The organism is Rhodococcus sp. O3 (genome assembly GCF_048897285.1).
Lineage (GTDB): Bacteria > Actinomycetota > Actinomycetes > Mycobacteriales > Mycobacteriaceae > Rhodococcus.
Genome location: NZ_JBMBTE010000070.1, coordinates 1 through 22,452 on the forward strand (window position 1 = coordinate 1; position 22,452 = coordinate 22,452).

The 22,452-nt window shown below is 68.7% G+C and carries 21 protein-coding genes; 3 read left to right on the forward strand and 18 right to left on the reverse strand.

Going from position 1 to position 22,452, the window contains the following annotated elements; translation table 11 throughout:
• Positions 1-78 precede the first annotated feature (78 nt).
• The 9 genes from ACN675_RS18755 to ACN675_RS18795 all read right to left on the reverse strand — a co-directional run bounded on the left by ACN675_RS18755 (position 79) and on the right by ACN675_RS18795 (position 10,821).
• A complete protein-coding gene (locus tag ACN675_RS18755; protein WP_420752272.1) occupies positions 79-1,812 on the reverse strand; it encodes an ABC transporter permease in 1,734 nt (577 codons plus the stop codon).
• A gap of 5 nt (positions 1,813-1,817) precedes the next feature.
• On the reverse strand, positions 1,818-2,984 hold the full coding sequence (locus ACN675_RS18760) for an ABC transporter ATP-binding protein (RefSeq protein WP_420752273.1): 1,167 nt from the start codon (positions 2,982-2,984) through the stop codon (positions 1,818-1,820).
• A 28-nt stretch (positions 2,985-3,012) separates the two neighbouring features.
• Complete coding sequence (locus ACN675_RS18765) at positions 3,013-4,194, reverse strand: acyl-CoA dehydrogenase family protein (RefSeq protein ID WP_420752274.1); 1,182 nt, start codon at positions 4,192-4,194, stop codon at positions 3,013-3,015.
• 61 nt (positions 4,195-4,255) lie between these two features.
• On the reverse strand, positions 4,256-4,540 hold the full coding sequence (locus ACN675_RS18770) for a hypothetical protein (RefSeq protein WP_420752275.1): 285 nt from the start codon (positions 4,538-4,540) through the stop codon (positions 4,256-4,258).
• Between the two features lie 88 nt (positions 4,541-4,628).
• Entirely contained in the window at positions 4,629-5,693 is a 1,065-nt protein-coding gene (locus tag ACN675_RS18775) for an ABC transporter substrate-binding protein (RefSeq protein WP_420752276.1), read from the reverse strand.
• Between the two features lie 89 nt (positions 5,694-5,782).
• Positions 5,783-7,036 (reverse strand): acyl-CoA dehydrogenase family protein, encoded by a 1,254-nt coding sequence (locus ACN675_RS18780; RefSeq protein WP_420752277.1) that lies wholly within the window; start codon positions 7,034-7,036, stop codon positions 5,783-5,785.
• 240 nt (positions 7,037-7,276) lie between these two features.
• Complete coding sequence (locus tag ACN675_RS18785) at positions 7,277-8,446, reverse strand: amidohydrolase family protein (RefSeq protein WP_420752278.1); 1,170 nt, start codon at positions 8,444-8,446, stop codon at positions 7,277-7,279.
• Between the two features lie 135 nt (positions 8,447-8,581).
• Entirely contained in the window at positions 8,582-9,799 is a 1,218-nt protein-coding gene (locus ACN675_RS18790) for a CaiB/BaiF CoA transferase family protein (protein ID WP_420752279.1), read from the reverse strand.
• Positions 9,800-10,002: 203 nt separating this feature from the next.
• A complete protein-coding gene (locus ACN675_RS18795) occupies positions 10,003-10,821 on the reverse strand; it encodes an SDR family NAD(P)-dependent oxidoreductase (protein ID WP_420752280.1) in 819 nt (272 codons plus the stop codon).
• Positions 10,822-11,020: 199 nt separating this feature from the next.
• Here ACN675_RS18795 and ACN675_RS18800 point away from each other — a divergent pair, with 199 nt between their 5' ends.
• From ACN675_RS18800 to ACN675_RS18810, 3 genes are all read left to right on the forward strand, one after another.
• Positions 11,021-11,749, forward strand: coding sequence for a FadR/GntR family transcriptional regulator (locus ACN675_RS18800; RefSeq protein WP_420752281.1), 729 nt, complete (start codon positions 11,021-11,023; stop codon positions 11,747-11,749).
• A 268-nt stretch (positions 11,750-12,017) separates the two neighbouring features.
• On the forward strand, positions 12,018-13,166 hold the full coding sequence (locus ACN675_RS18805) for an MFS transporter (protein WP_420752282.1): 1,149 nt from the start codon (positions 12,018-12,020) through the stop codon (positions 13,164-13,166).
• Positions 13,167-13,281: 115 nt separating this feature from the next.
• Positions 13,282-14,001, forward strand: a complete 720-nt coding sequence (locus tag ACN675_RS18810; RefSeq protein ID WP_420752283.1) for an SDR family NAD(P)-dependent oxidoreductase — start codon at positions 13,282-13,284, stop codon at positions 13,999-14,001.
• A gap of 64 nt (positions 14,002-14,065) precedes the next feature.
• On the opposite strand, the gene ACN675_RS18815 is transcribed toward ACN675_RS18810, so the two are convergent.
• The 9 genes from ACN675_RS18815 to ACN675_RS18855 all read right to left on the reverse strand — a co-directional run bounded on the left by ACN675_RS18815 (position 14,066) and on the right by ACN675_RS18855 (position 22,445).
• A complete protein-coding gene (locus ACN675_RS18815) occupies positions 14,066-14,959 on the reverse strand; it encodes a TIGR03619 family F420-dependent LLM class oxidoreductase (RefSeq protein WP_420752284.1) in 894 nt (297 codons plus the stop codon).
• 121 nt (positions 14,960-15,080) lie between these two features.
• Positions 15,081-16,196 carry a phosphotransferase family protein gene (locus tag ACN675_RS18820; protein WP_420752285.1) on the reverse strand — a complete coding sequence of 372 codons (1,116 nt, stop codon included), beginning with the start codon at positions 16,194-16,196 and terminating at the stop codon, positions 15,081-15,083.
• Positions 16,196-17,485 (reverse strand): acyl-CoA dehydrogenase family protein, encoded by a 1,290-nt coding sequence (locus tag ACN675_RS18825; RefSeq protein WP_420752286.1) that lies wholly within the window; start codon positions 17,483-17,485, stop codon positions 16,196-16,198. The genes ACN675_RS18820 and ACN675_RS18825 overlap by 1 nt, the downstream gene beginning before the upstream one ends.
• A 41-nt stretch (positions 17,486-17,526) precedes the next feature.
• Entirely contained in the window at positions 17,527-18,669 is a 1,143-nt protein-coding gene (locus ACN675_RS18830; protein WP_420752287.1) for a thiolase family protein, read from the reverse strand.
• Positions 18,666-19,097 (reverse strand): Zn-ribbon domain-containing OB-fold protein, encoded by a 432-nt coding sequence (locus tag ACN675_RS18835; protein WP_420752288.1) that lies wholly within the window; start codon positions 19,095-19,097, stop codon positions 18,666-18,668. The genes ACN675_RS18830 and ACN675_RS18835 overlap by 4 nt, the downstream gene beginning before the upstream one ends.
• Positions 19,094-19,576, reverse strand: coding sequence for a Zn-ribbon domain-containing OB-fold protein (locus ACN675_RS18840; protein ID WP_420752289.1), 483 nt, complete (start codon positions 19,574-19,576; stop codon positions 19,094-19,096). Before ACN675_RS18840 ends, ACN675_RS18835 begins: the two co-directional genes overlap by 4 nt.
• Positions 19,573-20,760 (reverse strand): thiolase C-terminal domain-containing protein, encoded by a 1,188-nt coding sequence (locus ACN675_RS18845; protein ID WP_420752290.1) that lies wholly within the window; start codon positions 20,758-20,760, stop codon positions 19,573-19,575. The genes ACN675_RS18840 and ACN675_RS18845 overlap by 4 nt, the downstream gene beginning before the upstream one ends.
• 45 nt (positions 20,761-20,805) lie before the next feature.
• Positions 20,806-21,621, reverse strand: coding sequence for an SDR family NAD(P)-dependent oxidoreductase (locus ACN675_RS18850; protein WP_420752291.1), 816 nt, complete (start codon positions 21,619-21,621; stop codon positions 20,806-20,808).
• Positions 21,618-22,445, reverse strand: coding sequence for a mycofactocin-coupled SDR family oxidoreductase (locus ACN675_RS18855; protein ID WP_420752292.1), 828 nt, complete (start codon positions 22,443-22,445; stop codon positions 21,618-21,620). The genes ACN675_RS18850 and ACN675_RS18855 overlap by 4 nt, the downstream gene beginning before the upstream one ends.
• Positions 22,446-22,452: the final 7 nt, after the last annotated feature.

Genomic DNA, 22,452 nt, shown 5'->3' on the forward strand with positions numbered 1-22,452 from the left:
TCGTCCGTTCGCCGCCCGTGCGTGGTTCCGGTAGTGGGGACTATCGAAACCACGCACGGGCGGATGCTCCGAGAGCGATCACATCTTGCTGAGAGCGTCGGTCCCGCCGGCGAGCATCGCCGCGACGACACCGACCGCCGTCACCCCTGTCATCACCAGTGCGACGGCGGCGACCAGCGGATAGCCGCCGTTGGACCAGTACTCGAACAGGATCGTGCCCATCACCTGGGTCTGCGAGGCCCGCACCAGCAGCGACGCGGTGAACTCGTGGGTGAGCAGGACGAACAGCAGTGCCGCGGTCCCACCGAGGCTGCCGCGCATGAGCGGCAGCAGGACCTTCACGTTGGTGGCGACGAACCCGGCGCCGCTCACCCGGGAGGCCTCGAGGTACGAGTCACCGAGTGCCAGCATCGACGACAGCTGCATCCGGGTCGCGAACGGCAGCATCAGCGTGACGTACACGAGGACGACCACCCACGGGGTGCCGTAGAGGACGATCGGCCCCTGCGTGTAGGTGAGCAGGAACGCCGCACCGAAGATCACCGCCGGCACACCGAGCGGAATCGAGACGAGGACGTCCGCGATCACCCGCAGCACCGGGTAGTTGCGTCCCCGGACGATCAGGTTCGCCGCGACGAACCCGAGCGGCAGCACGATCGCCATTGCGATCAGCGAGAACATCACGCTGTTGCCGATCGCGGTGGGGACCGCGGACCCGGAGAAGATCGTGCGGAAGTTGTCGAACGTCAGCGCCGAGAAGCTGATGGTGCCGCTCCAGTACCGCGACAGGGCCACGAACACCAGCGCCAGGATCGGCAGCACCGTCGACAGCACCGAGAACAGCAGGATGATCGCCACCCCGGTCTTCGACGGACGTCCCTGCGACCGGAAGGCCTTGCCGCCGTGGGTGACGAAGCGTCGTTGGTTGCCCAGCAGCGCCTTCTGCGCGAACACCACCACGATCCCGACGATCAACAGCGGCGACCCGAGTGCGGCGGCGGTCGCGAACTGCGCCGGCGAGTCACTGATCTGGAAGTACATCTCCGTCGTCAGCACGCTCACACCGGTGTTGGTGCCCAGCAGCAGGGGTCCGGTGAACTGGCCCAGGCCCAGCAGCAGCGCCACGCCGGCGCCGTAGATCAGGGTCGGGCGCAGCAGCGGCAGCGTGATCTTGAAGAAGACCTTCCATTCCGGCATGCCGGACACCTGTGCCGCTTCGATCATCTCGGAGTTGATGTTCTCGAATCCGGACCGGACGAACATGTACACGAACGAACTCAGCGAGAACCCGGTGATGATCACGATCCACTGGATCGAGTAGATGTCGATCGGGCCTTCCTCCAGGTGCGACCACCACGGCAGATTCCGCAGCATCGCGTTGAGATAGCCCGGCCGGGGCGAGAGCAGGAACGCCCACCCGACGATCGCTGCGACCGCGGGAATCACGATCGGCAGGATGGGCAGGATCTCGAGCACCGCCAGCCGGCGCGGCAGGCGGTTCGCGCCCCACGCCAGCGCGGTGCCCAGCACCATCGCGATCGTCAGCGAGCCGAGCGCGAGACCGACTGTGTTCCACAGAATTCCACCGAGCCGTTCGAGACCGAGGGCGCGCTCGTATCCCGCGGCTCCGTCCTCGAACGCGGTCGACTGCAACCGCACCACCGGGACGACGACCAGATATGCCAGCAGCGCGACGAACGCCACGACACCCAGCCGACGCGCCACCGACCGGACGGCGTCGCTCTGCAATCCACCGGGGACACTCGGGCGCTGTTCGCCGATGTCGTTGCCCGGCAAGGTCACCACAGCCATCGCCCTCACCCCGCCAGGGCGCCGACGAGCGCCTGCTGAGGCATCGCGAGTGCGATGCCGTCGGTGTCGAAGGTGCGGCCGTCGATCGGGTCGAACGCGAGAATCATCGCCGCGCCCCGGGAGACGGTCCGCGGTGCCCGGGACGAGTCGTACGTCGGGATCCGGGCGTGCAACTGCCGCCGCGCCGAACCCTCGACGGCCACCGAACACATGACATCCAGATGCAGGCCACCGTATTCGACATCGTCGACGTGCACCGCGATCCCGGCCTCGCCGGACCGCAGATCCGCCGCATCGGCGACGAGGCGCACCTTCTCCGGCCGCAACCGGATCACGAACGAGCCGACCGACGCGGCCGCGCGCGGCTGCATGCCGTGGATCTCGGCGCCCAGTGCGTACCACCGGCCGTCGACGTACTCGCACGGCAGCCGGTTCGACATGCCGGTGAAGCCGGCGACGTATTCGTCGACGGGTTCCTCGAACACCTCCCGCGGGGGGCCGATCTGCACGATCTGCCCGGCGCGCATGATCGCCATACGGGTGCCGAGGGCGAGCGCCTCGCTCTGGTCGTGGGTGACGAACACCGCGGTGAACGGCTTGCGCTGGTGCAGATCGTGCAGCTCGGCGCGGACCTGGTCGCGGAGCCGGGCGTCCAGGTTGCTCAGCGGCTCGTCGAACAGCACGAGGTCGGGGTGCGAGACGAGACCGCGCGCGAGCGCGACGCGCTGCTGCTGCCCACCGGAAAGTTCGGCGGGCAGCCGGTCGAGCAGACGTTCGCAGTCGACGAGGGCCGCGGTCTCCTCGACCCGGCCGCTGTTGAGCGCGTCGGTGAGCTTGCGGGACTTGAGGGGGTACGCGATGTTCTTGCGGACGGTCATGTGGGGCCACAGGGCGTACGACTGGAACACCATGCCGATGAACCGCTTGTCGGGGGTCAGGTTCACTCCCCGCGCGCCGTCGAAGACGACCTGGTCACCGAGGGTGATCGAACCGCTCGCGGGCTGTTCGAGCCCGGCGAGACATCGCAGCGTGGTGGTCTTGCCGCAGCCGGACGGGCCGAGCAGCACCAGGAATTCGCCGTCCTCGATTTCGAGGTCGAGGTGGTCGACGGCCACGGTCGGGGGCTTGCCGTCGAAGTTCTTCAGCAACTGGCGGATCGAGACATGGGACATCGTGGACTCACTTTCTGACCGGCAGGATTCAGGCCTCGGGGGCGAACAGGGCCGACGCCGGCTCGCGGAGACGGTCGGGGTTCGGGGCGTCGTCGGAGCGGGCGCTGTCGGTCGCGAGCAGATACAACCGTTGCGCGTGATCGTCCGCGCTTCCCCACAGCACGCTCGAGCCCAGGGCCCGGCGGTAGTAGAGGTGGGCGGTGTGTTCCCAGGTGAAGCCGATGCCACCGTGCACCTGGACGTTGGTGGCGGTCGCGAGGTCCGCCGCGTCCCCGCAGGCGAGTGCGGCGATGGCGGCCGCTTCGGCGAGATCGCGATCGGTACCCTCCTCGACAGCCCAGATCGCGTGTGCCACAGAGGAATCGGCGAGTTCGACGGCGACGGCCACTTCCGCGAGCATGTGCTTGATGGCCTGGAACTCGCCGATGACACGGCCGAACTGGACGCGTTCCTTCGCGTAGGCGACCGCCGCGTCGAGGCACGCTCGGGCGACACCGAGGCTGTCGCAGGCCAGCGCCACGAGAGCCTGATCACGCACGCGGCCGGGGTCGGGGCGGTCGGTGAGCAGGGTCGCGGGGACGTTCTCGGCGTGGACACGCGCCAGACCTCGGGTGGCGTCGGTCGTCTGCATCGACTCCACCGTCAGGTGGGTACCGTCGACGGCGTAGAAGCCCAGGGATCCGTACCGGTCGACGGCGTGGACCAGGACCGTGTCGGCCACAGCCGCGTCGAGCACGAACTCCGCCCGGCCCGTGAGGGTCACGCCCTCGCCGCCGTCGACGGCACGGAAGGTGCCGACACCGGGCGTGTCGAGATCGTCCCCGGGGACCACGGTGGCGACGATCCTCGTTCCCGAGGCGATCTCCTCGAGGAGGTCGCGGGCTAGGGGGTGCTCTGCGCAGCGCGCGAGGGCGGTGGCGGCGACGACGCTGCCGAGGACCGGGACGCGGGTCAGTTCCGCGCCGAGGGTTTCGAGGACGGCCGCCACAGTGGCGTAGGAGGTTCCGAGTCCGCCGTGAGTTTCCGGGACGGCGAGGGCACCGACTCCGATCTCGCGGCCGAGCACGGACCACAGGTCGTGGTCGAGGGGACCGTCGCGGTAGACCCGCTCGGACCGTCCGTCGGCCGGGTCGGCTCTGCCGACGGCGGCCCGGATGGTGTCGACGAGGAGCGCCGTGTCCTCTGCGCCGACCGCGCTCGAGAGAATCATGCTGTCGCCTTTCCTGGGGGTGCCGGAGCCGAATGGACTGCTGCCGGCGTCGGGGATCTGCTCAGTCCGAGGACGGAAGGGGGCGGGCCTGTTTTTCGGCGAGCACCGCGTCGCCGATCACCAGCGGGCCGGCGCCGGGCCGTACGCACAGCACCTCGACTCCCCCGCCCTCGTACCGCTTTCCGATGAGCAGTCCCGGATTCGTCGCCGCCGCGGCGGCCGGTGCCGCGTCGGCGGACATCGGCTCTCCCCCGCACAGCAGGGGGCCGGCCACGTTGCCGTCCACACGGACGATCACGACTTCCGCGCCGCACACGGGGCTCTTGAGGCGTTCTCCGACCTTCATGTTTCATTCCTCTCGTGTCCGGGACCGGATCGGTCACCGGAGGCTCGCCGGGGGTGCCGGGATCGGCGCCCCCGGCTGCCGGGGGTTGTTACTGGCTGGAACCGAACAGCCGCGCGAACTCGGCCCGGAAGGCCTCGGTGTCGTCGGCGGTGACGATCCGGCTGTTGACCCAGATGTCGTCCGCGGACGTCGCGGCCGTGGAGATGCCGGGCAGCACGGAGCCGGCGCGGTCGGCGACGGCCTCCTGTCCCGCCTTGGTCACCAGGAAGTTCGCGAACAGCTGTGCGGCGTTGGGATGGGGCGCGGTCGCCGGGACTCCGGTGAGGAAGGGAGCACCGAAGACCGGTGAGGGCAGACCGGAATCGACGGGCGCGCCGGCTTCCTTCTCCGCGGTGAGCGGCATGGTGTAGAGGGCTGCGGCGATTTCACCGGAGGTCAGTGCCTGGGCCATCGCCTGGGCGCCCGGGTAGGTGCGGGGCTTCTGGCCCGCGAGCTTCTCGACGAAGTCGGGCGACACCGTGTCGCCCAGGAAGTCGTAGAAGTCCACGATCGCGGACGACACCGGAAGCATTACGCCGATCTTCCCGTCCGCGAGCGAGGGATCGAGCAGGCCCTCGTATCCGTCGATGCCGTCCGGGACCCGGCTGGTGTTCCAGCCGTAGGTGAGAACCGCAGCCGACGAGAGGAAGATCCGGTCGTCGTCGCGCAGGAACTTCTCGCGGTCGAACTCGGCGGCGCCGAAGGCGGGGCCGGTGACCGGGACGAAGTACCCCTCGGCCAGGCGCGTGTCCACCCAGGGCCGGGAGGCGGTTGCGATGATGTCGGCCGTATGACGACCGGTTTCCGCCTCCGCCGCGAGCTTGGTCTGGAGGTTGGCGTCGTTGTCGCGGACGATCTCGACCTCGATGCCGTACACCGACTCGAATCGGGAAGCGAGTTCCTGGAGGTTGTCCGTCGGCTGGCCGGTGAGGTAGGTGACCGAGCCCTCCTGCTCGGCGGCCTCGACGAGCTGCGCCCAGGCGCTGTCTCCGGCGGGGCCGAGATCCTCGGGGGAGATCTCGGCCGTAGCACCGGATCCGCACGCAGCGACAGCGAAGGTCACTGCGGCGATACCCATTCCGGCAATCGAGCGACGAAGCGACGCGAATCTCATGGCAGACCTTTCGGGGGTTTTCTGAAAGAGTCGAGCGACCGTGCGCCGGGGACGCACGGGGTGGAACGGTGGGACGGTCGCGGGGTTGCTCAACTTCCGGAGACGGCACGGCCGTGGACGCGATTGCGCGCCTCACGCCAGGTCAGGCCGCGGTCCGCACGAGCCTCCGCGGGGAGTCCCAGAAGTCGCTCGGCGACGATGTTGCGCTGGATCTGATCCGAGCCGCCGGCGATGCTGTAGCCGGGGGCGCCGAGAACGTGCGCATTCCATTCGTAGGTACCGGGGATACCGGTGTCGGCGATCAGGTTGCGGCCCAACACCGTTCGGGCTGCAGCAGAGACCGCGGCGAGCTTGTCGACCCACTGGATCTTGCGGACCGATCCGATCGCCGAGGGAGCGGCTCCACCGTCGCGCGCCTGACGGTCGCGCAGCAGATCCACCGCCGCCAGTTGCTGACGCAGATACACCCGGGCCAACTGCTCCCGCACGCGCGGGTCCTCGTCGCGGCCGAGCCGCCGGGCCGTGGCGACGAGCTGGGAGAACTGTCCGCCGACGTTCGCGGTGTTCGAACCGCCCTCGCGCTCGAAGGCGAGCGTGGTCAGGGCGACGGACCACCCCTTCCCCACCTCTCCGAGACGCAGGGAGTCGGGGATGCGGACCCGATCGAGGAACACCTCGTTGAAGCTGCTGCCTCCGGACATCTGCCGGATCGGGCGGATCTCGACGCCGGGAGCGTCGAGGGGCACGAGGAATGCGGTCATGCCCTGGTGCTTGGGCTGATCGGGGTCGGTGCGGGCGATGAGTTCACCCCATTCGGCGAACTGCGCTCCCGACGTCCAGACCTTCTGCCCCGAGACGATCCAGTCGTCACCGTCCCGCACCGCACGAGTTCCCAGACTCGCGAGGTCGGAACCGGCGTCGGGCTCGGAGAACAGTTGGCAGGCAAGAAGTTCACCGCGAAGCATCTGCGGCAGGAACCGCTGCTTCTGCTCGTCGGTACCGAGGAGCCTGATGGTGGGGGCGATGAGATGCAGGGTGACCGAGACGAGCTCGTGCGGCGGGAGCGGGCACAATTCGTTCTCGATCCGCGCGAAGGCTTCGGCGATCTCGGTTCCGGCTTCCGTGCCGCCGTACTCACTCGGCCATCCGAGCGCTCCGTAGCCGGCGTCGAACTTCTCGCGCTGCCAGGTGCGGTGGCGGTCGAGGAGCGCTCGCTCCTCGCCTTCGCCGAGATCGTGGAAGACCGAGACGTCGTACTCGTCCTCGCGGACGGTGAACGCCAGTCGGGCCAGGGTGTCGGTCACCCAGGTGCGGGCACGGGTCTCGAATTCCGAGAGGGACATGAATACTCCACTGGCTGAGACTGTCCGGGGGACGGGACAGTCGGGCTTCTGGTCGGTCCGCGGCCGGTGGCAGAAACTATCCGCTCGGCATCCATTGGGAACATACGCATATTAACGGAGATTTGGATCACAGTCCAGCAATGCGGGAGACGCGTGTCACCCCCTATTGCCGACACAGCGCGGACCGCCGGTGCCGGCCCCGCACGTCGGGCGCGGGCCGGCACCTGGGACTCGAGGACGTCAGTCCAGGTTGTACAGGGCCGCGGCGTTGTCGTGGAGGATCTTGCGCGCGTCCTCCTCCGACAGGTGCGCGAAGTTGCGTCGGAGGTAGTCGTCCGGGCGGATGGCATCGCTCGCCGGTCCCGGGGACATGGACGTGGGATGGGGGTAGTCGGTCTCGTAGAGCACGTTGTCGGCGCCGAGCAGTTCGATCGCGCTGCGTGCGGAATCCTGCTCGAACCAGAAGCAGCCGAAGATCTGCCGCTTGAAGTATTCGCTGGGCAGCAGTTCGTAGTTCGGGTGCTCCTTGTGCACGCCGCTGTTCCGCCACTGCCAGTCCATGCCCTCGAGCGCGAACGGCATCCAGCCGATACCCGATTCGACGGAGACGAACTTCAGATCCGGGAAACGGTCGCAGATGCCGCCGAAGATGAGCTGGGAGATCGTCCGGGCGTTGTCCATGAAGAACGAGATGCCCATCATGCCGTAGTTGGCCGCCACGCCGTTGCTCTCGTGCCCGAAGCCGCTCAGATCGACCTCACCGGAGGCGATGTGGAAGTTGATCGGCAGCTTCTTCTCCTGCGCCGACGCCCACAGCCGGTCCCAGTACGGGTCGGTCAGCATCGGCAGTCCGAAGGCGGCCGGGTTCTGGGTGAACACCAGGCCCTTGTGCCCGGCGGCCGCGATACGTTCGACCTCGGCGAGGGTGGCCTCCATGTCCCAGAAGGGCAGGATGCCCACCGGGACGTAGCGGCCCGGCGCGAACTGCGCCCATTCGGTCAGGTAGTCGTTGTAGGCGCGGACACACTCCAGCTGCAGTTCGTTGGAACCGTTGGACTGCAGCGTCTTCTGGCTGAAGACCGCGACGTTCGGGTACAGGATCTGCGCGTGGATGCCGTAGTCGTCCATGAGCGCCAGGCGCTTGCCCGGATCCCACGAGCGCGGATCGGTGTCGACGAAGCGCGGAGGGCAGCTCGGCGGGTACTCGTGCCAGCCGGCCATCGCCGGGGCGCCGACGGCGCTCATACGGGTACCGGAGACGAACCACGCCTCGTCGCCGCGCGCCTCGTCCCACCGCACGTGGGGAACGAGATCGCCCCACTTCTTCGACATCCGGGACGTCCACAGGTCCGGCGGCTCGACGACATGGGTGTCGGTGTCGATGATCTTGATATCTCGAAGGTCGTACACGAGAACTCCTCCTTGTGGAGATAGGGAAGGGAAACTGTCGGTGCGCACGTGCGCGGAACGGCGCGACGTCGGGTCGCAGCCGGGAAGGCTCCGCCGGATCGGGCCGGAATCCCTGTCCGGCCGGGCGGAGAGGCTCTACTTGATCGCGCCGGCGATCTTGAGTTCGACGATGCGGTCCCAGTCCAGACCGTGTTCGAGCAGCACCTCGTCGGTGTGCTCTCCGTGGTGAGGGGCTCGCGTCAGCGTCGGGGCCTGCCCGCCGAAGGAGGTCGGTGCCGTCACCATGTCCAGGGTCCGCCCGTCCTCGTACTCGACGGTGCGGACGAAGCCGTTGGCCAAGGCCTGCGGATCCGACAGCACGTCGATCGGCTTGCGGAAGACGTCCCACTGACCTTCCTGCTTGCCGAGGATGTCGGTCCACTCGGCGAGAGTGCGCTGTTCGAAGACCTCGGTCAGGATCGCCGTGCACTCACGGGAATTGCGCGCGCGGTCCTCGAAGGTCGCAAAGCGCGGATCGTCGATCAGGTGGGACAGGCCGATCGCCTCGCACAGGCCGGGCCAGAACTTCTGGCTCTGCAGCAGCGCGAGATGGATGTAGCGACCGTCGCTGGTCCGGTAGATGTTCGAGACGGGGTTGACCGGGTTGTGCCGGTCGGGATACGGCAACTCGTCGGCGCCGATCATCTGGCAACCCGCGATCGTCGCCTGCATCGCCCAGGCACCGACGGAGAACAGCGAGGTATCCACGACGATGCCCTCACCGGTGCGTTCACGGTGGAGGAGGCCGGCCGCGATCCCGCCGGCCAGGGCCATGCCGCTCTGGGAGTCGCCGAAGGCGGGTCCCGGCATGTTGGCGGGCCAGTCCAGGTCGTCCGGAGCGATGGACCCGGCGGCACCCGAGCGTGCCCAGTAGGTGATGCCGTCGAAGCCGCCCTTGTCGCTGTCCGGGCCGGCCACGCCCTGGGCGGTGCCCCGCGCGTACACGATCCGGGGATTGCGGGCGAAGATGTCGTCGACGTCGATGCCGAGTTTGGCGCGTGCATCGGGCAGGAAGTTGGTCATGAAGACGTCGGCGGATTCGACGAGCTTCATGAGGACCTCTCGGCCCTCCGGGTGGGCGATATCCAGTGCGACGGCACGCTTTCCGCGGTTGTTGATCTCGAACAGGCTCGCGAGGCCGTCGACGTGGGCGGGGACACCCCAGGCCGCGGTGGACCGGGTGGGGTCGCCGAAGTCCGAGTGCTCGACCTTGACGACGTCGGCTCCCCAGTCGGAGAGGATCGCGGCCGCCGAGGGGACGAACGCGTACAGCGCCACCTCTACGACCTTGATCCCGTTCATCACCGTGGTCATGGAGTGTTCTCCTTCGTCGTCTCGCGGCCGCGAACGGCCGCGCGCAGGATGGGAAGTCAGCGCCGAACGACTCCGCGAGACGCGGGTCCGGAATTCGGCGGATGCTCGAACGTGAGCTGAAAACACCGTAACTATAGCAATGTTTTGTGCGTTGTACATCACAATTTTTCGGGAGGTCGCGGGGCGACGCCGCGCGGGGTGGGTCAGTAGAGCGACTCACCCCCGTCCACCACGAGGTTCGTGCCGGTGACGAACGCCGAATCCGGACTCGCGAGGTACAGCGCGGCAGCGGCCATGTCCGCCGGGGTTCCCGCCCTGCCCATGGGCACGGTCGCGGCCCGCTCGTCGAACAGGTTGTTGCGGTCCTGGGCCAGAGGGGTCGCCGTGATACCGGGCGACAGCGCGTTCACGCGCACCCCGGTGGGCGCGAGCTCGTAGGCCGCGAGGCGGACCAGCTGGTTGAGTCCCGCCTTCGTAGTGCCGTAGGGAACGAGCGAGGGACGTGCACCGAGCGCCCGGATCGAGGAGACGACGATGATGGAACGGTTTTCGTCCGTGCGCTCGACCATCGATCGCGCCGCCGCCTGCACGCAGAGGAAGGTCCCCGTGAGATTCAGGTCGATGCAGTCCTGCCACTGCTGCGGTGTGAGTTCGAGGAAGGGCACTACGCTCCCGCTGCCGGCATTGGCGACGAGTACGTTGAGCGGCCCGTTCCGGTCCTGGGCGGTTTCGAACATCGCGGCGATCGAATCCGCGTCGCTGATGTCCGCGACGACGCCCGAGACCCGAGCCGTGTCCTCGCACCGCGTCTGCAGTCTCCCGACCGCCGCGTCGAGCACCTCCGGCCGGCGTGCCGCGAGGGAAACCGTGGCGCCCGCGTCGAGCAGACGTTCGGCGATCCCGTAGCCGATTCCTTCGCTGCCACCGGTGACCAGGACGTGCTGACCTGCGAGAGTCCTTGCGCCCGTATTCGTTGCGGAACTCGTTGCGGAAATTTCGCGTGTAGGTGTGTTCTGAGTCATAGAGAGTGGTATAGCATTAACCAACCGAAACATACATATATTTGGGGGTAGCCTTGATCGTGGAACTTCCTCCCTATACTCGGCCGCACGCTCACCCCCGCCCGGACGAGTGCGGGTCCCTGCAGACGACGAGGACACCATGACTCGCAACTTCACGAGTTCGCAGTCGGATACCGCCGCGCGACGACGCGCGGTAGCCATGACTCGCAACGAAAAGGTCTCGCGCACCGTGGCACGCATGGTCGCCCGGGAGATCGCCGACCGGCAGCTGGCTCCCGGTTCGCCCCTCGAGGCCGAATCCGAGATGGCGCGGCGCTTCGGCGTCGGCCGTGCGTCCGTTCGCGAGGGGCTGCGCCTGCTCGAGGCTCAGGGCCTGGTGACGGTTCGGCAGGGACTCGGCGGCGGACCGATCGTCTCCGAACCCACGGGGAGCGAATTCGGCGACACCCTGTCGATGTATCTGCAGGCGAAAGGCGTTCGATTCCGTGAGGTCGCCGAGGCGGCACTGGAGATGGAGGGCCTCGCGGCCGCGATGCTCGCCGACCGCGTCGCAGCGGGCGAGGACGTCGATCTCGACGTACTGGCCGGCAAACACATCGTGCCGGAGATGTCCGACGACGAAGTCATCGACACCGCAGTCGGATTCCACCAGACACTGCGGGAGATGTCCGGAAACTACATCCTCACCCTCACCGGGTCGGCGCTCGCGCACATCTACACCTTCCGCATGCTCGAAGCGCACCCCGATGTCTGGGACGACGAGGAGCGCGAAGGCTTCGAAGGACCCCACAAGGCGATCCACAACGCCATCGCCGCCGGCCAGTCCGAACTTGCCCGCCGCCTCGCGCGCGAGCACATGCGCGAGGTGATCGACAACCTCTCCGCTCTGAACCCGCGGATGCTGAACGAACGCGTGGATTGGCGCTGACTCTCCCACCCTTCGGTCTCGACCTGCATCCCGGGCACCCACCCGTGACCTGAACATCGACCACCGGCGATCCGGCGCGCCCGCACGGCCGCCGGATCGTCGTCGCAGGTCGTCGTACCGAACCGGAGATCAGCTTGCCGTCGAATCCCGTTCCCGATCCGAAACGTCCACGCGGGCGCACCGCACTCCCCCGCGCGGGCTGGGCGGTCGCCTTCGCCACGGTCGGGGTGTTCATGGGCATCGGGGTCGTGAGCCCGATCCTTCGTCCGTGTCCAGCGAACTCGGCGGGTCGCCGGCCCAGGTGTCCCTGCTGTTCACCAGCTATATGGCGGTGATGGGCCTGGCGATGGTGGTCACCGGATGGATCTCGAGCCGGATAGGGGCACGTACCACCCTGCTGATCGGCCTGTCGCTCATCGCACTCGCCGCGGTGGGGTCGAGCGCATCGTGGGCCCTCGGGCAGATCATCGGGTTCCGCGCCGGATGGGGACTCGGCAACGCCCTGTTCGTCGCGACGGCCCTGGCCGCGATCGTGGCGACGATGCCCGGACACCATTCCCGCGCGATCACCTGCTACGAAGCCGCAGTGGGCGCCGGCATCGCCACCGGCCCGCTGCTCGGTGGCATCCTGGGGCAGATCTCCTGGCGCGCCGCGTTTCTCGGCTCCGCCTCCCTGGTGGCACTGTCCTTCGTCGTGCTGGCGGTAGTTCTTCCTCGCACGCCGGGAGCATCCGAACCGACCGCGATCACCGCACCCTTTCGCGCCCTCGCCCATCGGGGGCTGTTCTCGGTCGCCGCGGTGTCGCTGCTCTACCATCTCGGACTCTTCGCGTTGTTCTCCTACGGACCGTTCGTGCTCGGATTCTCGCCCGTTCGAACAGGTTTCATCTTCTCCGGCTGGGGCGTGTGCCTGGTGTTCGCGTCCGTCGTGGCCGCCCCCCGCCTGAGAGTATCGGTGGGTGCCGTACCGACCGTCGCGGCCGCTCTCGTCCTGTTCGCGACGACTCTCACGATCGTCGCCGTCTTCACGGACCACCGCGCGGTCGTGACGACCTGCATCGTCGTCTCCGGCCTGTTCGTCGGACTGCTCAATGCGCTCGTGACCGAGATCGGGATGCAGGTATCCACCGTGGACGGAGCCACCGCGGCGGCGAGCTACAGTTTCGTCCGCTTCGGCGGTGGCGCCTGCGCGCCGTGGCTTGCCGGTTGGCTCGGCGAGGTCACCAACCCGCACGTGCCGTTCGCGGCGGCCGCGGGCGCCACCGCACTCGGACTGGGGGCCCTTGCATTCGGCCGACGAAGCCTGTCCGAGCTGCCCCGACGCGGAGCCCCCGGTCCGCGGCCCCAGGACCGGCAGGCCCCCGCGGAGGGCGGGTCGATCGCGCCTGCCGCCGGCCCTTCCACGATCAGGGGGTGACGTGGACCACTGGACGCGCTATGCTCTCTAACATCCTAAATATAGGTATGTTTTAGGGCTCTCCTCTGCCTCCCTGAGACGGCAGCCAACCCTCCCGGCATCGAAAGGCCTCGTCATGAGCGAACTTTCCCACGGATCCGGTTCCGTCGTCGTGACCGGCGGAACCGGTGGTCTCGGCACCGCGGTCACCGAACGTCTCCTCGCGACCGGCTCGCGGGTCGTCGTCCCCTGGTACGACGAGGCCGAAGCGGACCGGCTGACGCCACACCCCGATCTCGTCCTCGTCAAGGCCGATCTGTCCGACGAGAACGACGTCGAGCGGGTCGTCGGCCTCGCCACCGCGGACGAGTCCCGGCCGTTGACCGGGCTGGTCAACCTCGTCGGGGGCTTCCACTCGGGGAGCCGCGTCCACGAGACACCCGTCGCCGTGCTCGACGCCCAGCTCTCCCTCAACCTGCGGATCGCCTACCTCGTCACCCAGGCGGCGCTGCCCGAACTCATCCGGCGCGGCGGCGGTTCGGTCGTATGCATCGGTTCGGCGGGCGCGACACACCCGTTCCCGGGCGCCGCCGGCTATATCGCCTCGAAAGCCGCTGTCGCAGCGCTGGTCCAGAGCATGGCGGTCGAGTACGCTCCCGACTCGATCCGCGTCAACGGCCTGGTGCCGTCCATGATCGACACCCCTGCCAACCGACAGGCCATGCCGAACGCCGACACCTCCTCGTGGGCCCGCCCGGCCGACATCGCCGAGGTCATCGCGTTCCTGCTGAGCGACGCCGCCCGGTCGGTGACCGGCGCACTGATCCCCGTCACCGGGACCACCGCCGGTCATTGATCGCACTCACCGTGGACGCAGGAGGACCCCGCAGCCGAAGCCGCGGGGTCCTCCTGCGTTCGGTTCACCGAAGGACCGACGCGGACCGCACGCCCAGCCGGTCCGCGAGGGCCGCCAGGTTGGCACGTCGCTCCGCGACCGTCGCGCCCTTCCAGCCCGCGTCCGCCCACACGACGAGGTCGTCGAGTCCGTGTTCCCGATACCGTTCGAGATCGGCCGCGGTGGTCGCCTCGGTCACCTCCACCCGCACGTAGCACGGGAACTCCGTGGTCCCACCCGTCTCCAGGCGGTGCCGGCGCAGTACGCCCACCAACTCGACCGCCTCCTCGAAAGTGGGTGTGCCCGAGGAGATCCAGGCGTCACCGAGCCGAGCTGCACGAGCAAGCGCGCGGGGTCCGTTGCCCCCGTAGACGACCGGCACCGCCACGGGTCGAGGATGCAGCCGGACCTCGTCGAACCGATAGAAGGTGCCCTCGTGGGAGAACGACTCGCCGCCCCACGCCTTGCGCAGGATCTCCACGCACTCGTCGGGGCGGGTGAACCGCCCGGCGAAGGGCACGTCGAGCGCGGCGAACTCCTCTTCGAGCCATCCGGCGCCGACACCGAACAGCAGCCTCCCGCAGCTGAGTTCCTGAACGGTGATCGTGCTGCGCGCGGTGTGCAGGGGATGACGCAGCGCGGTGACGTATACGGCCGTGCCGAGCCTCAGGCGTTCGGTGACCGCCGCGATCGCCGCGTGCAGGGCGAGCGGATCGGTGAGTTCGGTCGTGTCGTCGACGATCGGCCCCGAATGGTGCTGGCGGGTCCCCGCCGACGGGTGCTCGCTCGCGTACGCGGCCGGGTGGAGCACGTGCTCCCCCAGCCACAGCGCGTCGAACCCCAGTTCGTCGGCGGCGCGGGCGAGCTCGAGCGCGTCGTGGGGGGTGGTTCCGTAGGTGCACAGTCCGAGCGTGGACACGGTCTCTCCTCGAGGTCGGGTGACGGCGACATTCGTGTGGTGGCGGCGTTCGTAGGACGCCGAAGGGGCACGTCCGGTGGCGCGAGCCGGCCGGACGTGCCCCTTCGAGGCGGACTCCCGGTCAGGCCGGGAGCAGCCCGAGCGCCCGGCGCGCGAGCGGCGCGACGAGCTCCCCGCGCTGTCCCATCCGCGGATCGGTGGTCTCCCCGCGCACGAACCGCGCGTAGAGCTGCTGCAGGATGACCACGGTCTTCCAGCAGCCGAAGGCCTCGTACCAGTCGATGCGCGAGAGGTCGAGGTCGCTGCCCGCCGCGTAGCGCTCGACGATCTCCGCCCGCGACGGCAGATCGAGGGCGTGCATCCCGGGAACGACGATGAACGCCGCGTCCGACTCGGGAGCCACGGTCCGGTCCGGCCAGTAGTTGAGCAGGGTGCCCAGGTCGACCAGCACGTCACCGGTGGTGGCCATGTCCCAGTCGAACACCGACTTCACCCGATCGGGGTTGTCGTGCGGGAACTGGCAGTTGTCGACCTTGTAATCGTTGTGCACGATCCCGGCCCGCTGACTCGCCGGAATATCGGCCCGGATACGACGGCCGACCTCCTCGACGAGCTCGGCGACCTCGCGGTCGGGGACGTACTCGGCGACGGCCTCCCACCGGGCCGACCAGCCGGCGACCTGCCGTTCCAGATATCCTTCCGGCCGGCCGAGATCGGCGAGATCACACGACGCCGGGTCGACCGCGTGCAGATCGGCGAGCGCATCGACCACGGCGAAACCGATCCGCCTTCCGGCATCGGCGTGCTGCGCCATCGAGTCCGGGATCTCGTCCCAGACCACGACTCCTTCGCGGTACTCGGAGACGAAGAACTCGGCCCCCACGACGGAGGTGTCCGCGCAGTGCAGCAGCGCGCGGGGAGCCCGGTCGTATGCGCGGTACAGGCGGGAGAGCACCCGGTGCTCCCGTGCCATGTCGTGTGCGCCGCGCGCGATCTTCCCGAAGGGTGGCCGCCGCACGACCAGAGGTCGGTCTCCGAAGGACACCCGGTAGGTCAGATTCGCCGAGCCGCGCGGGAACTGCAGCACGGAGAACTCCCCGTCCAATCCATCGAGGTGGGACCGCAGGTACGTCTCGAGCGCGTCCCAGTCGAGTTCCTCACCGGGACGGACGGGGGCGACCTCGACCCGCGGCTCCTCCGCGTCCTCGACGCGCGGCTCCTCCGCGACACCGGTCATCACTGCACCCCCAGCGCGGGCAGCCCGAACTTGGCCTCCGCTGCGGCGTCCTGGGCGAGCAGGTGGGCCGTGGGGAACAGTCCCTCGGCCGGCGTCGCCGTCTTCAGCAGCTGCTTGGCGATCTGCTGCTTGTGCAGTTCGGTCGCGCCGTCCGCCAGGCCCATGTGGTAGCTCTCGAGCAGCCACTTGCCGAACGGCATCTCGGTGGAGATGCCGAGCGAGCCGTGCAGCTGGATCGCGCGGGAGACGACGTTGTTGAGGACCTTGGGCATCACCATCTTCACGGCGGAGATGTCTGCGATGACCTTCTTGTAGTCGTCGAGCCGATCGATCTTCCACGCGGTGCGCAGCACGAGGAGACGGAACTGCTCGAGTTCGACCCACGACTCGGCGATCATGTCCTGCACCATCTGCATGTCCGCGAGCGAGCGGCCGCGGGTCTGCCGCGACACGGCGCGTTCGAGCATCATCTCCAGCGACGCCTTGACCAGGCCGACGGTGCGCATCGCGTGGTGGATGCGACCGCCGCCGAGCCGGGTCTGGGCGACGGCGAAGCCCTCGCCCTCCTCCCCGAGCAGGTGGTCGGCGGGGACACGCACGTCGGTGTAGCGGATGTAGGCGTGGGTGCCTTCGGATTCCTGGTGACCCCACACGCTGACGTTCCGGACGATCTCGATGCCCGGCGTGTCCATGGGGACGACGAACATCGACGCCCGCTTGGTGCGGGGGGCGTCGGGGTCGGTCACGGCCATCACGATGAGGAACGACGAGAACCGGGCGTGCGAGGAGAACCACTTCTCGCCGTTGATGACGTAGTGGTCGCCGTCGCGGACGGCGCGGGTGACGAAGCTCGTCGGGTCCGAGCCGCCCTGGGGTTCGGTCATCGAGTAGCAGGAGACGATGTCGCCGTCGATGAGCGGCTGCAGATAGCGTTCCTTCAGTTCCGGCGTGCCGTAGTGCGCGAGGATCTCCGCATTACCGGAATCCGGTGCCTGGCAGCCGAACACGACCGGCCCGCTGTGGGTGGCGCCGAGGATCTCGTTGAGCAGCGCGAGCTTGAGCTGGCCGTAGCCGGGCCCGCCGAGCTTCGGGCCGAGATGGCAGGCCCACAGGCCCTGCTCCCGCACGATCTGCTGCAGCGGCCGGATGAGTTTGTTGCGCGTCGGATCGGTGACGTCCCACGCGTGTTCGATGACGCGGTCGACGGGCGCGACCTCCTCGTCGACGAACTTCTGCACCCAGTCCAGCTTCGCCTGGAACTCGGGGTCGGTTTCGAAATCCCATGCCATGTCGATCGTCTCCTGCCGTTGTCGTGAAGTTTCGGGGGTGGTCAGCGCGTGAGGACGGTGCACGCACTGATACCGGGGGCGCCGTACACGTGGGTGAACCCGACCTTCGGGTCACCCGGGACCTGCCGGTCTCCGGCGGCACCGCGCAGCTGCACGACGTTCTCGTACACCTGGCGCAGGCCGGTCGCTCCGATCGGTTCGCCGTTGGCGAGGCAGCCGCCATCGGTGTTGACGGGAATCGCCCCGGCGATTTCGGTGGCACCGGACCGGATGAGCGTCTCCTGCTCGCCGTGCTTGCACAGGCCCGTCTCGGCCAGGTGCATGATCTCGGCACCGGCCTCGGTGTCCTGGATCTGCGCCACGTCGACGTCGCTCGGGTCGATCCCGGCGGCCTCGAACGCCGCGCGGGAGGCGGTCACCGTCGGCCCGTCGGCCCGTTCGGGTGAGGTCCACGGGCTGAACACCTCGAACGAACCGAACAGCCGGGACCGCAATTCGGCGGCCTCGAGGAAGACCGGGGTGTCGGTGTAACGGTGGGCCTGGTCGGCGCGTGCCAGCACGAGCGCGACCCCGCCCTCTGCCGGGGAACAGAACATGTACTGGGTGAGCGGGTCGTTGACCATCGTGGCGCCGTCGATCTCCGCCTCGGTCAGAGGGGTGCGGCGCCACGCGTGCGGGGCGAGCGCGCCGTTGCGGAACGCCTTGGCGGCCACCGTCGCCAGCAGCGACTTCGGCAGTCCGTGTTCGACGAGGTACCGCTGGATCTTCATGGCGAAGAACTGGGTGGTGACCATCATCCCGGACTCGCCGTACCAGCGGCCGAGGCCGTTGTCCTCGGGGCGCGGGTTGAACGCGCCGCGGGGATGCTTGTCGAACCCGACGACGAGACCGAGATCGGACTCGCCGGACCGGATCCGGCTCACCGCCGAGGTCAGGGCACTGCCGCCGGTGGCGCACCCGTTGGAGACGTTGACGAACGGCAGGCCGGTGAGCCCCAGGGTCGACACCAGGGTGTCGGCGTTGCCGGCCGAATCGCTGCCGCCGTAGGCGAACTGGATGTCCTTGAACTCGACTCCGGCGTCGGCCATCGCCTGCCGGGCGGCGTAGGCGCCCTGTTCCAGGCCGCTCACGCCCTCGGTGCGGCCGAACCTGTGGATGCCGATACCGACGATCGCGACCTTCATGCCGCCTCCTCCATGCTCGGTGCGAATGCGAAGGTGACGACCTCGGTGCCGTCGTCGTCGACGTGGTTGACGATGCTGCACAACCGCATCGGCATCCCGATCTCCAGCGACTCCGGGTCGTTCACGGTGAGCCGGGACTCGACGATCACGTCACCGAGGTCGATGTAGCCGACCCCGAAGGGGGTGAACGGTTCGGTGTGCAGGAACGGCTTCTTCGGGGCGAAGGACTGCACGGTGTAGGACCAGAGCACCCCCTCGGTGGGCAGTGCCTCGGGGTTCATCTCCGCGGCGCCGCAGCGGGGGCAGCTGTGCTGGATCGGGAAGGTGACGGTCGCGCAGCGGGCGCAGCGGGCACCGCGCAGCGCGCTGCTCGGGTCGTCGTCCACGAACAGGACCGGGTCGATCGGTCGGGTGGGTGTCGTGGTCATTCGTCCTCCCCGGTTCCGGCGTTCGCGCGCTCGGTGTCGATCTCCCAGACGGGCAGGACCACGGGGTTTCCGGCGGCGTCCGCCCCGAGGTCCTCGAAGGTGCAGCGGACGGGGGTGCCGGCGGTGACCTCGGCGCGACCGGGCAGGTTGCCGATCAGGCGCACGCCGGCCTCCTCGCCGTCGAGGTCGACGACGATCACGGTGTACGGCACCGGGAACAGCGGATGGACCTGATGTTCGACGACGGTGTGGCTGTACACGGTGCCGGTGTGGGCTGCCGGCTTCCACGACACCTCGGTGCTCGCGCAGTACACGCAGCGGGGCCGCGGCAGGTGGATGCGCCGACCGCAGTCCTCACAGGTGAGGATCTCGATGCGGTTCTCGGCTGCGGCGGAGAAGAAGCCGGCGCTCCCCCGTTCGGTGACGAGGGGACGGAGCCGGGTGGTGGTAGCCGCGCTCGCGGCTGCTGCGGCGCTCATGCCGCCACCAGGATCAGCGCGGATGCCGCCGGCGGCGGAGCCGAGGTGACCAGGGATACCTGCGCCCCCTCGACCTGACTCGTTGAGGTGCCGCGGATCTGCCGCACCCCTTCGACGACGTGGTTCATTCCGTGGATGTATCCCTCGGACATGTGTCCTCCACTGGTGTTGATCGGTATCGCTCCGCCGAGATCGATCTGGCCCTCGGCGAGGAAGTCGCCGGTGTCGCCGCGCTTGCAGAACCCGTAGTCCTCGAGCTGGATGAGGGCGGTGATCGAATAGCAGTCGTAGATCTGGGCGACGTCGACGTCCGCCGGCCCGAGACCGGCCCGGCTGTAGAGCGTGTCCTGGCATTCCCGCGACGGCAGCGCGGTGATGTCCTCGCGCATGAGCGTCGGGTACATCAGGCCCGGCTGCGGATGACGGCAGGTCGACATCGCGACCGACCGGATGAGCGCCGGAGCCTGCCGCAGGTCCTTCGCGCGTTCGGCGGTGGTGACGACGACCGCTGCGGCACCGTCGGTTTCGAGACAGTAGTCGAACAGACGCAGCGGCGACGACAGCATGCGCGAGTCGAAGTAGTCGTCGAGCGTCATCGTCCGGTCGTACATCTGCGCGGCCGGATTCGCATTGGCACGCTTGCGGGTCACCAGGGCGATCTGCGCCAGCTGCTCGGAGGTCAGACCGGTCTGGGTCATGTAGCGCTGTGCCATCAGCGCGAAGTACTGGCCCGAGGACAACAGCCCGTAGGGGCCGAAGAACTCCTCGAAGGTCTCGTTGCCACCCACCTCCGGGGTGACGACCGGGGACAGGCCGAACCGGCGGCCCGAGCGACCGTTGAGCGAACGGAAGACGACCACCGTGGTCGCCTGCCCGCTCATGATGGCGGCGACGGCCTGCGCGACCATCGCGGCCGGGCCCGAACCGCCGGGTCCGGCTTCACCCCAGTAGGTCAGGTGCGGGACGCCGAGGCCGTCGGCGAGGGCCGCGCACGAGACGAGATCCATGTCGTTGCGGACGACGCCGTCGACGTCGGCCGGGGTCAGTCCGGCGTCCTCGAGGGCCGCCGCGGCGGCCTCGACGGCGAGCGCCGTGACGGAGACTCCGGAGTCCTTCGAGAACGCGGTGGTTCCGATTCCTGCGATGGCGCAGGCATCCCTGCGCCAGGTCGGGTCGGTGGGCATGTGTGAGTCACCTCTGTGTCGTGCCCGCTGCGGGCGGGCGGGGAGTCAGTTCGCGGTCAATCCGCCATCGGCGGCGATCGCTGCGCCGGTCACGAAGGAGGCGTCGTCGGACAGGAGGAAGGCCACCACCGACGCCATCTCGGCCGGTTCCGCCGAGCGCCCGAGCGCGGTGTTCTCCACCACCCGGCTGCGGGTAGGTTCCGGTTCGGGGCCCTGCAGCGCCCGGGAGTTCACGCGCAGGCCCGTGGTCACGAGGCCGGGGCACAGGCAGTTCGCTCGGATGTTCCGGTCCGCGTAACCCATGGCAACCGACCGGGTGAGCTGCAGGACACCGCCCTTGGACGCGTCGTAACCGGGGGTGTTCAGGTTGGTCGCCACCAAGGAGGCGACCGAGCCGACGGTGACGATCGAACCGCCGCCGGCCTCGAGCAGGTGCGGCAGGGTGGCACGCAGCGGCAGGAAGCTGCCGGTGAGGTTGACCCGCAGGATGCGTTCCCAGTGGGCGAGTTCCATCTCGTGGAGCATTGCCGTCCCGTTGACACCCGCGCAGGTCACCACCCCGTCGAGGCCTCCGAACTCGGCGACCGCCGCAGCCACGGCCTCCTCGACGGAGGCTTCGTCTCCGACATCGCACCGCAGCCCCAGCGTCTGCGCGCCGGTCTCCGCAACCGCGTCGGACACCGACTCGGCGGCCTCACCACGAGCATCGGTCACCGCGACCGCTGCGCCCTCGGCGGCGAGTCGCTTCGCGACGGCTTCGCCGATGCCGCTGCCACCACCGGTGACGAAGATCCGGCGCCCTTCGAGTCGGCGCGGCACCCGGGCGGTCTCGGGTCGGGTTTCGTTGTCCAGAGCAGTCACAGTCGTACCCCCGCGTCGACCGGCAGTGCCACGCCGGTGATGAAACGTGCTTCGTCCGAGGCGAGGAACAACACGGCGTTGCTCATGTCCTCGGGCGCGACCCAGCCGATTCCCATGGGATTGCGGTCCTTCGAACGCTCCCACAGGTCCTCGGGCCCGGGGTTCTCGAGATCGGGCCCGAAGATCCGGAAGGTCGCGTCGTTGTGCAGCATCGGGGTCTCGACCGCGCTCGGATTGACCGTGTTGACGCGGATGCCGTGGGGGCCGAGTTCGGTGGCCAGAGTCCGCATGAGGCCGACGACACCGCTCTTCGAGGCGTTGTAGTGCCCGATGTTGGCCGAGCCGAGCATCGCCTGGATGGAGCTGGTGATGACGATGGAGCCGCCCCGACCACCGCGGATCATCTCGGGGACGACGGCACGGACGGTGTGGAACACACCCGTGAGGTTGACGTCGAGCATGTCCTGCCATTCGGCATCGCTCAGCTCCCAGGTGGGCCGGAAGCCCACGATGCCCGCGTTGGCGCACACGATGTCGATGTACCCGAAGGTCCCGATCGCGTCGGCCACCGCCGCGTCGAGCTGCGACTGATCCCGGACGTCGGCGACGCGGGACAGCACCTTCCGGCCGGTCGCGGCGACCAGCGCCTCGGTCTCCTTCAGGTCGTCCTCGGTGGCGAGGGGGTACGGCACCGAGCCGATCGGCGCGCACACGTCGAGGAGGACGACGTCCGCTCCTTCCTCGGCGAGGCGCAGGGCGTGCGAGCGGCCCTGGCCGCGCGCCGCGCCGGTGATCAGCGCGACTTTTCCTTCAACTCTTCCCATGGGGGTG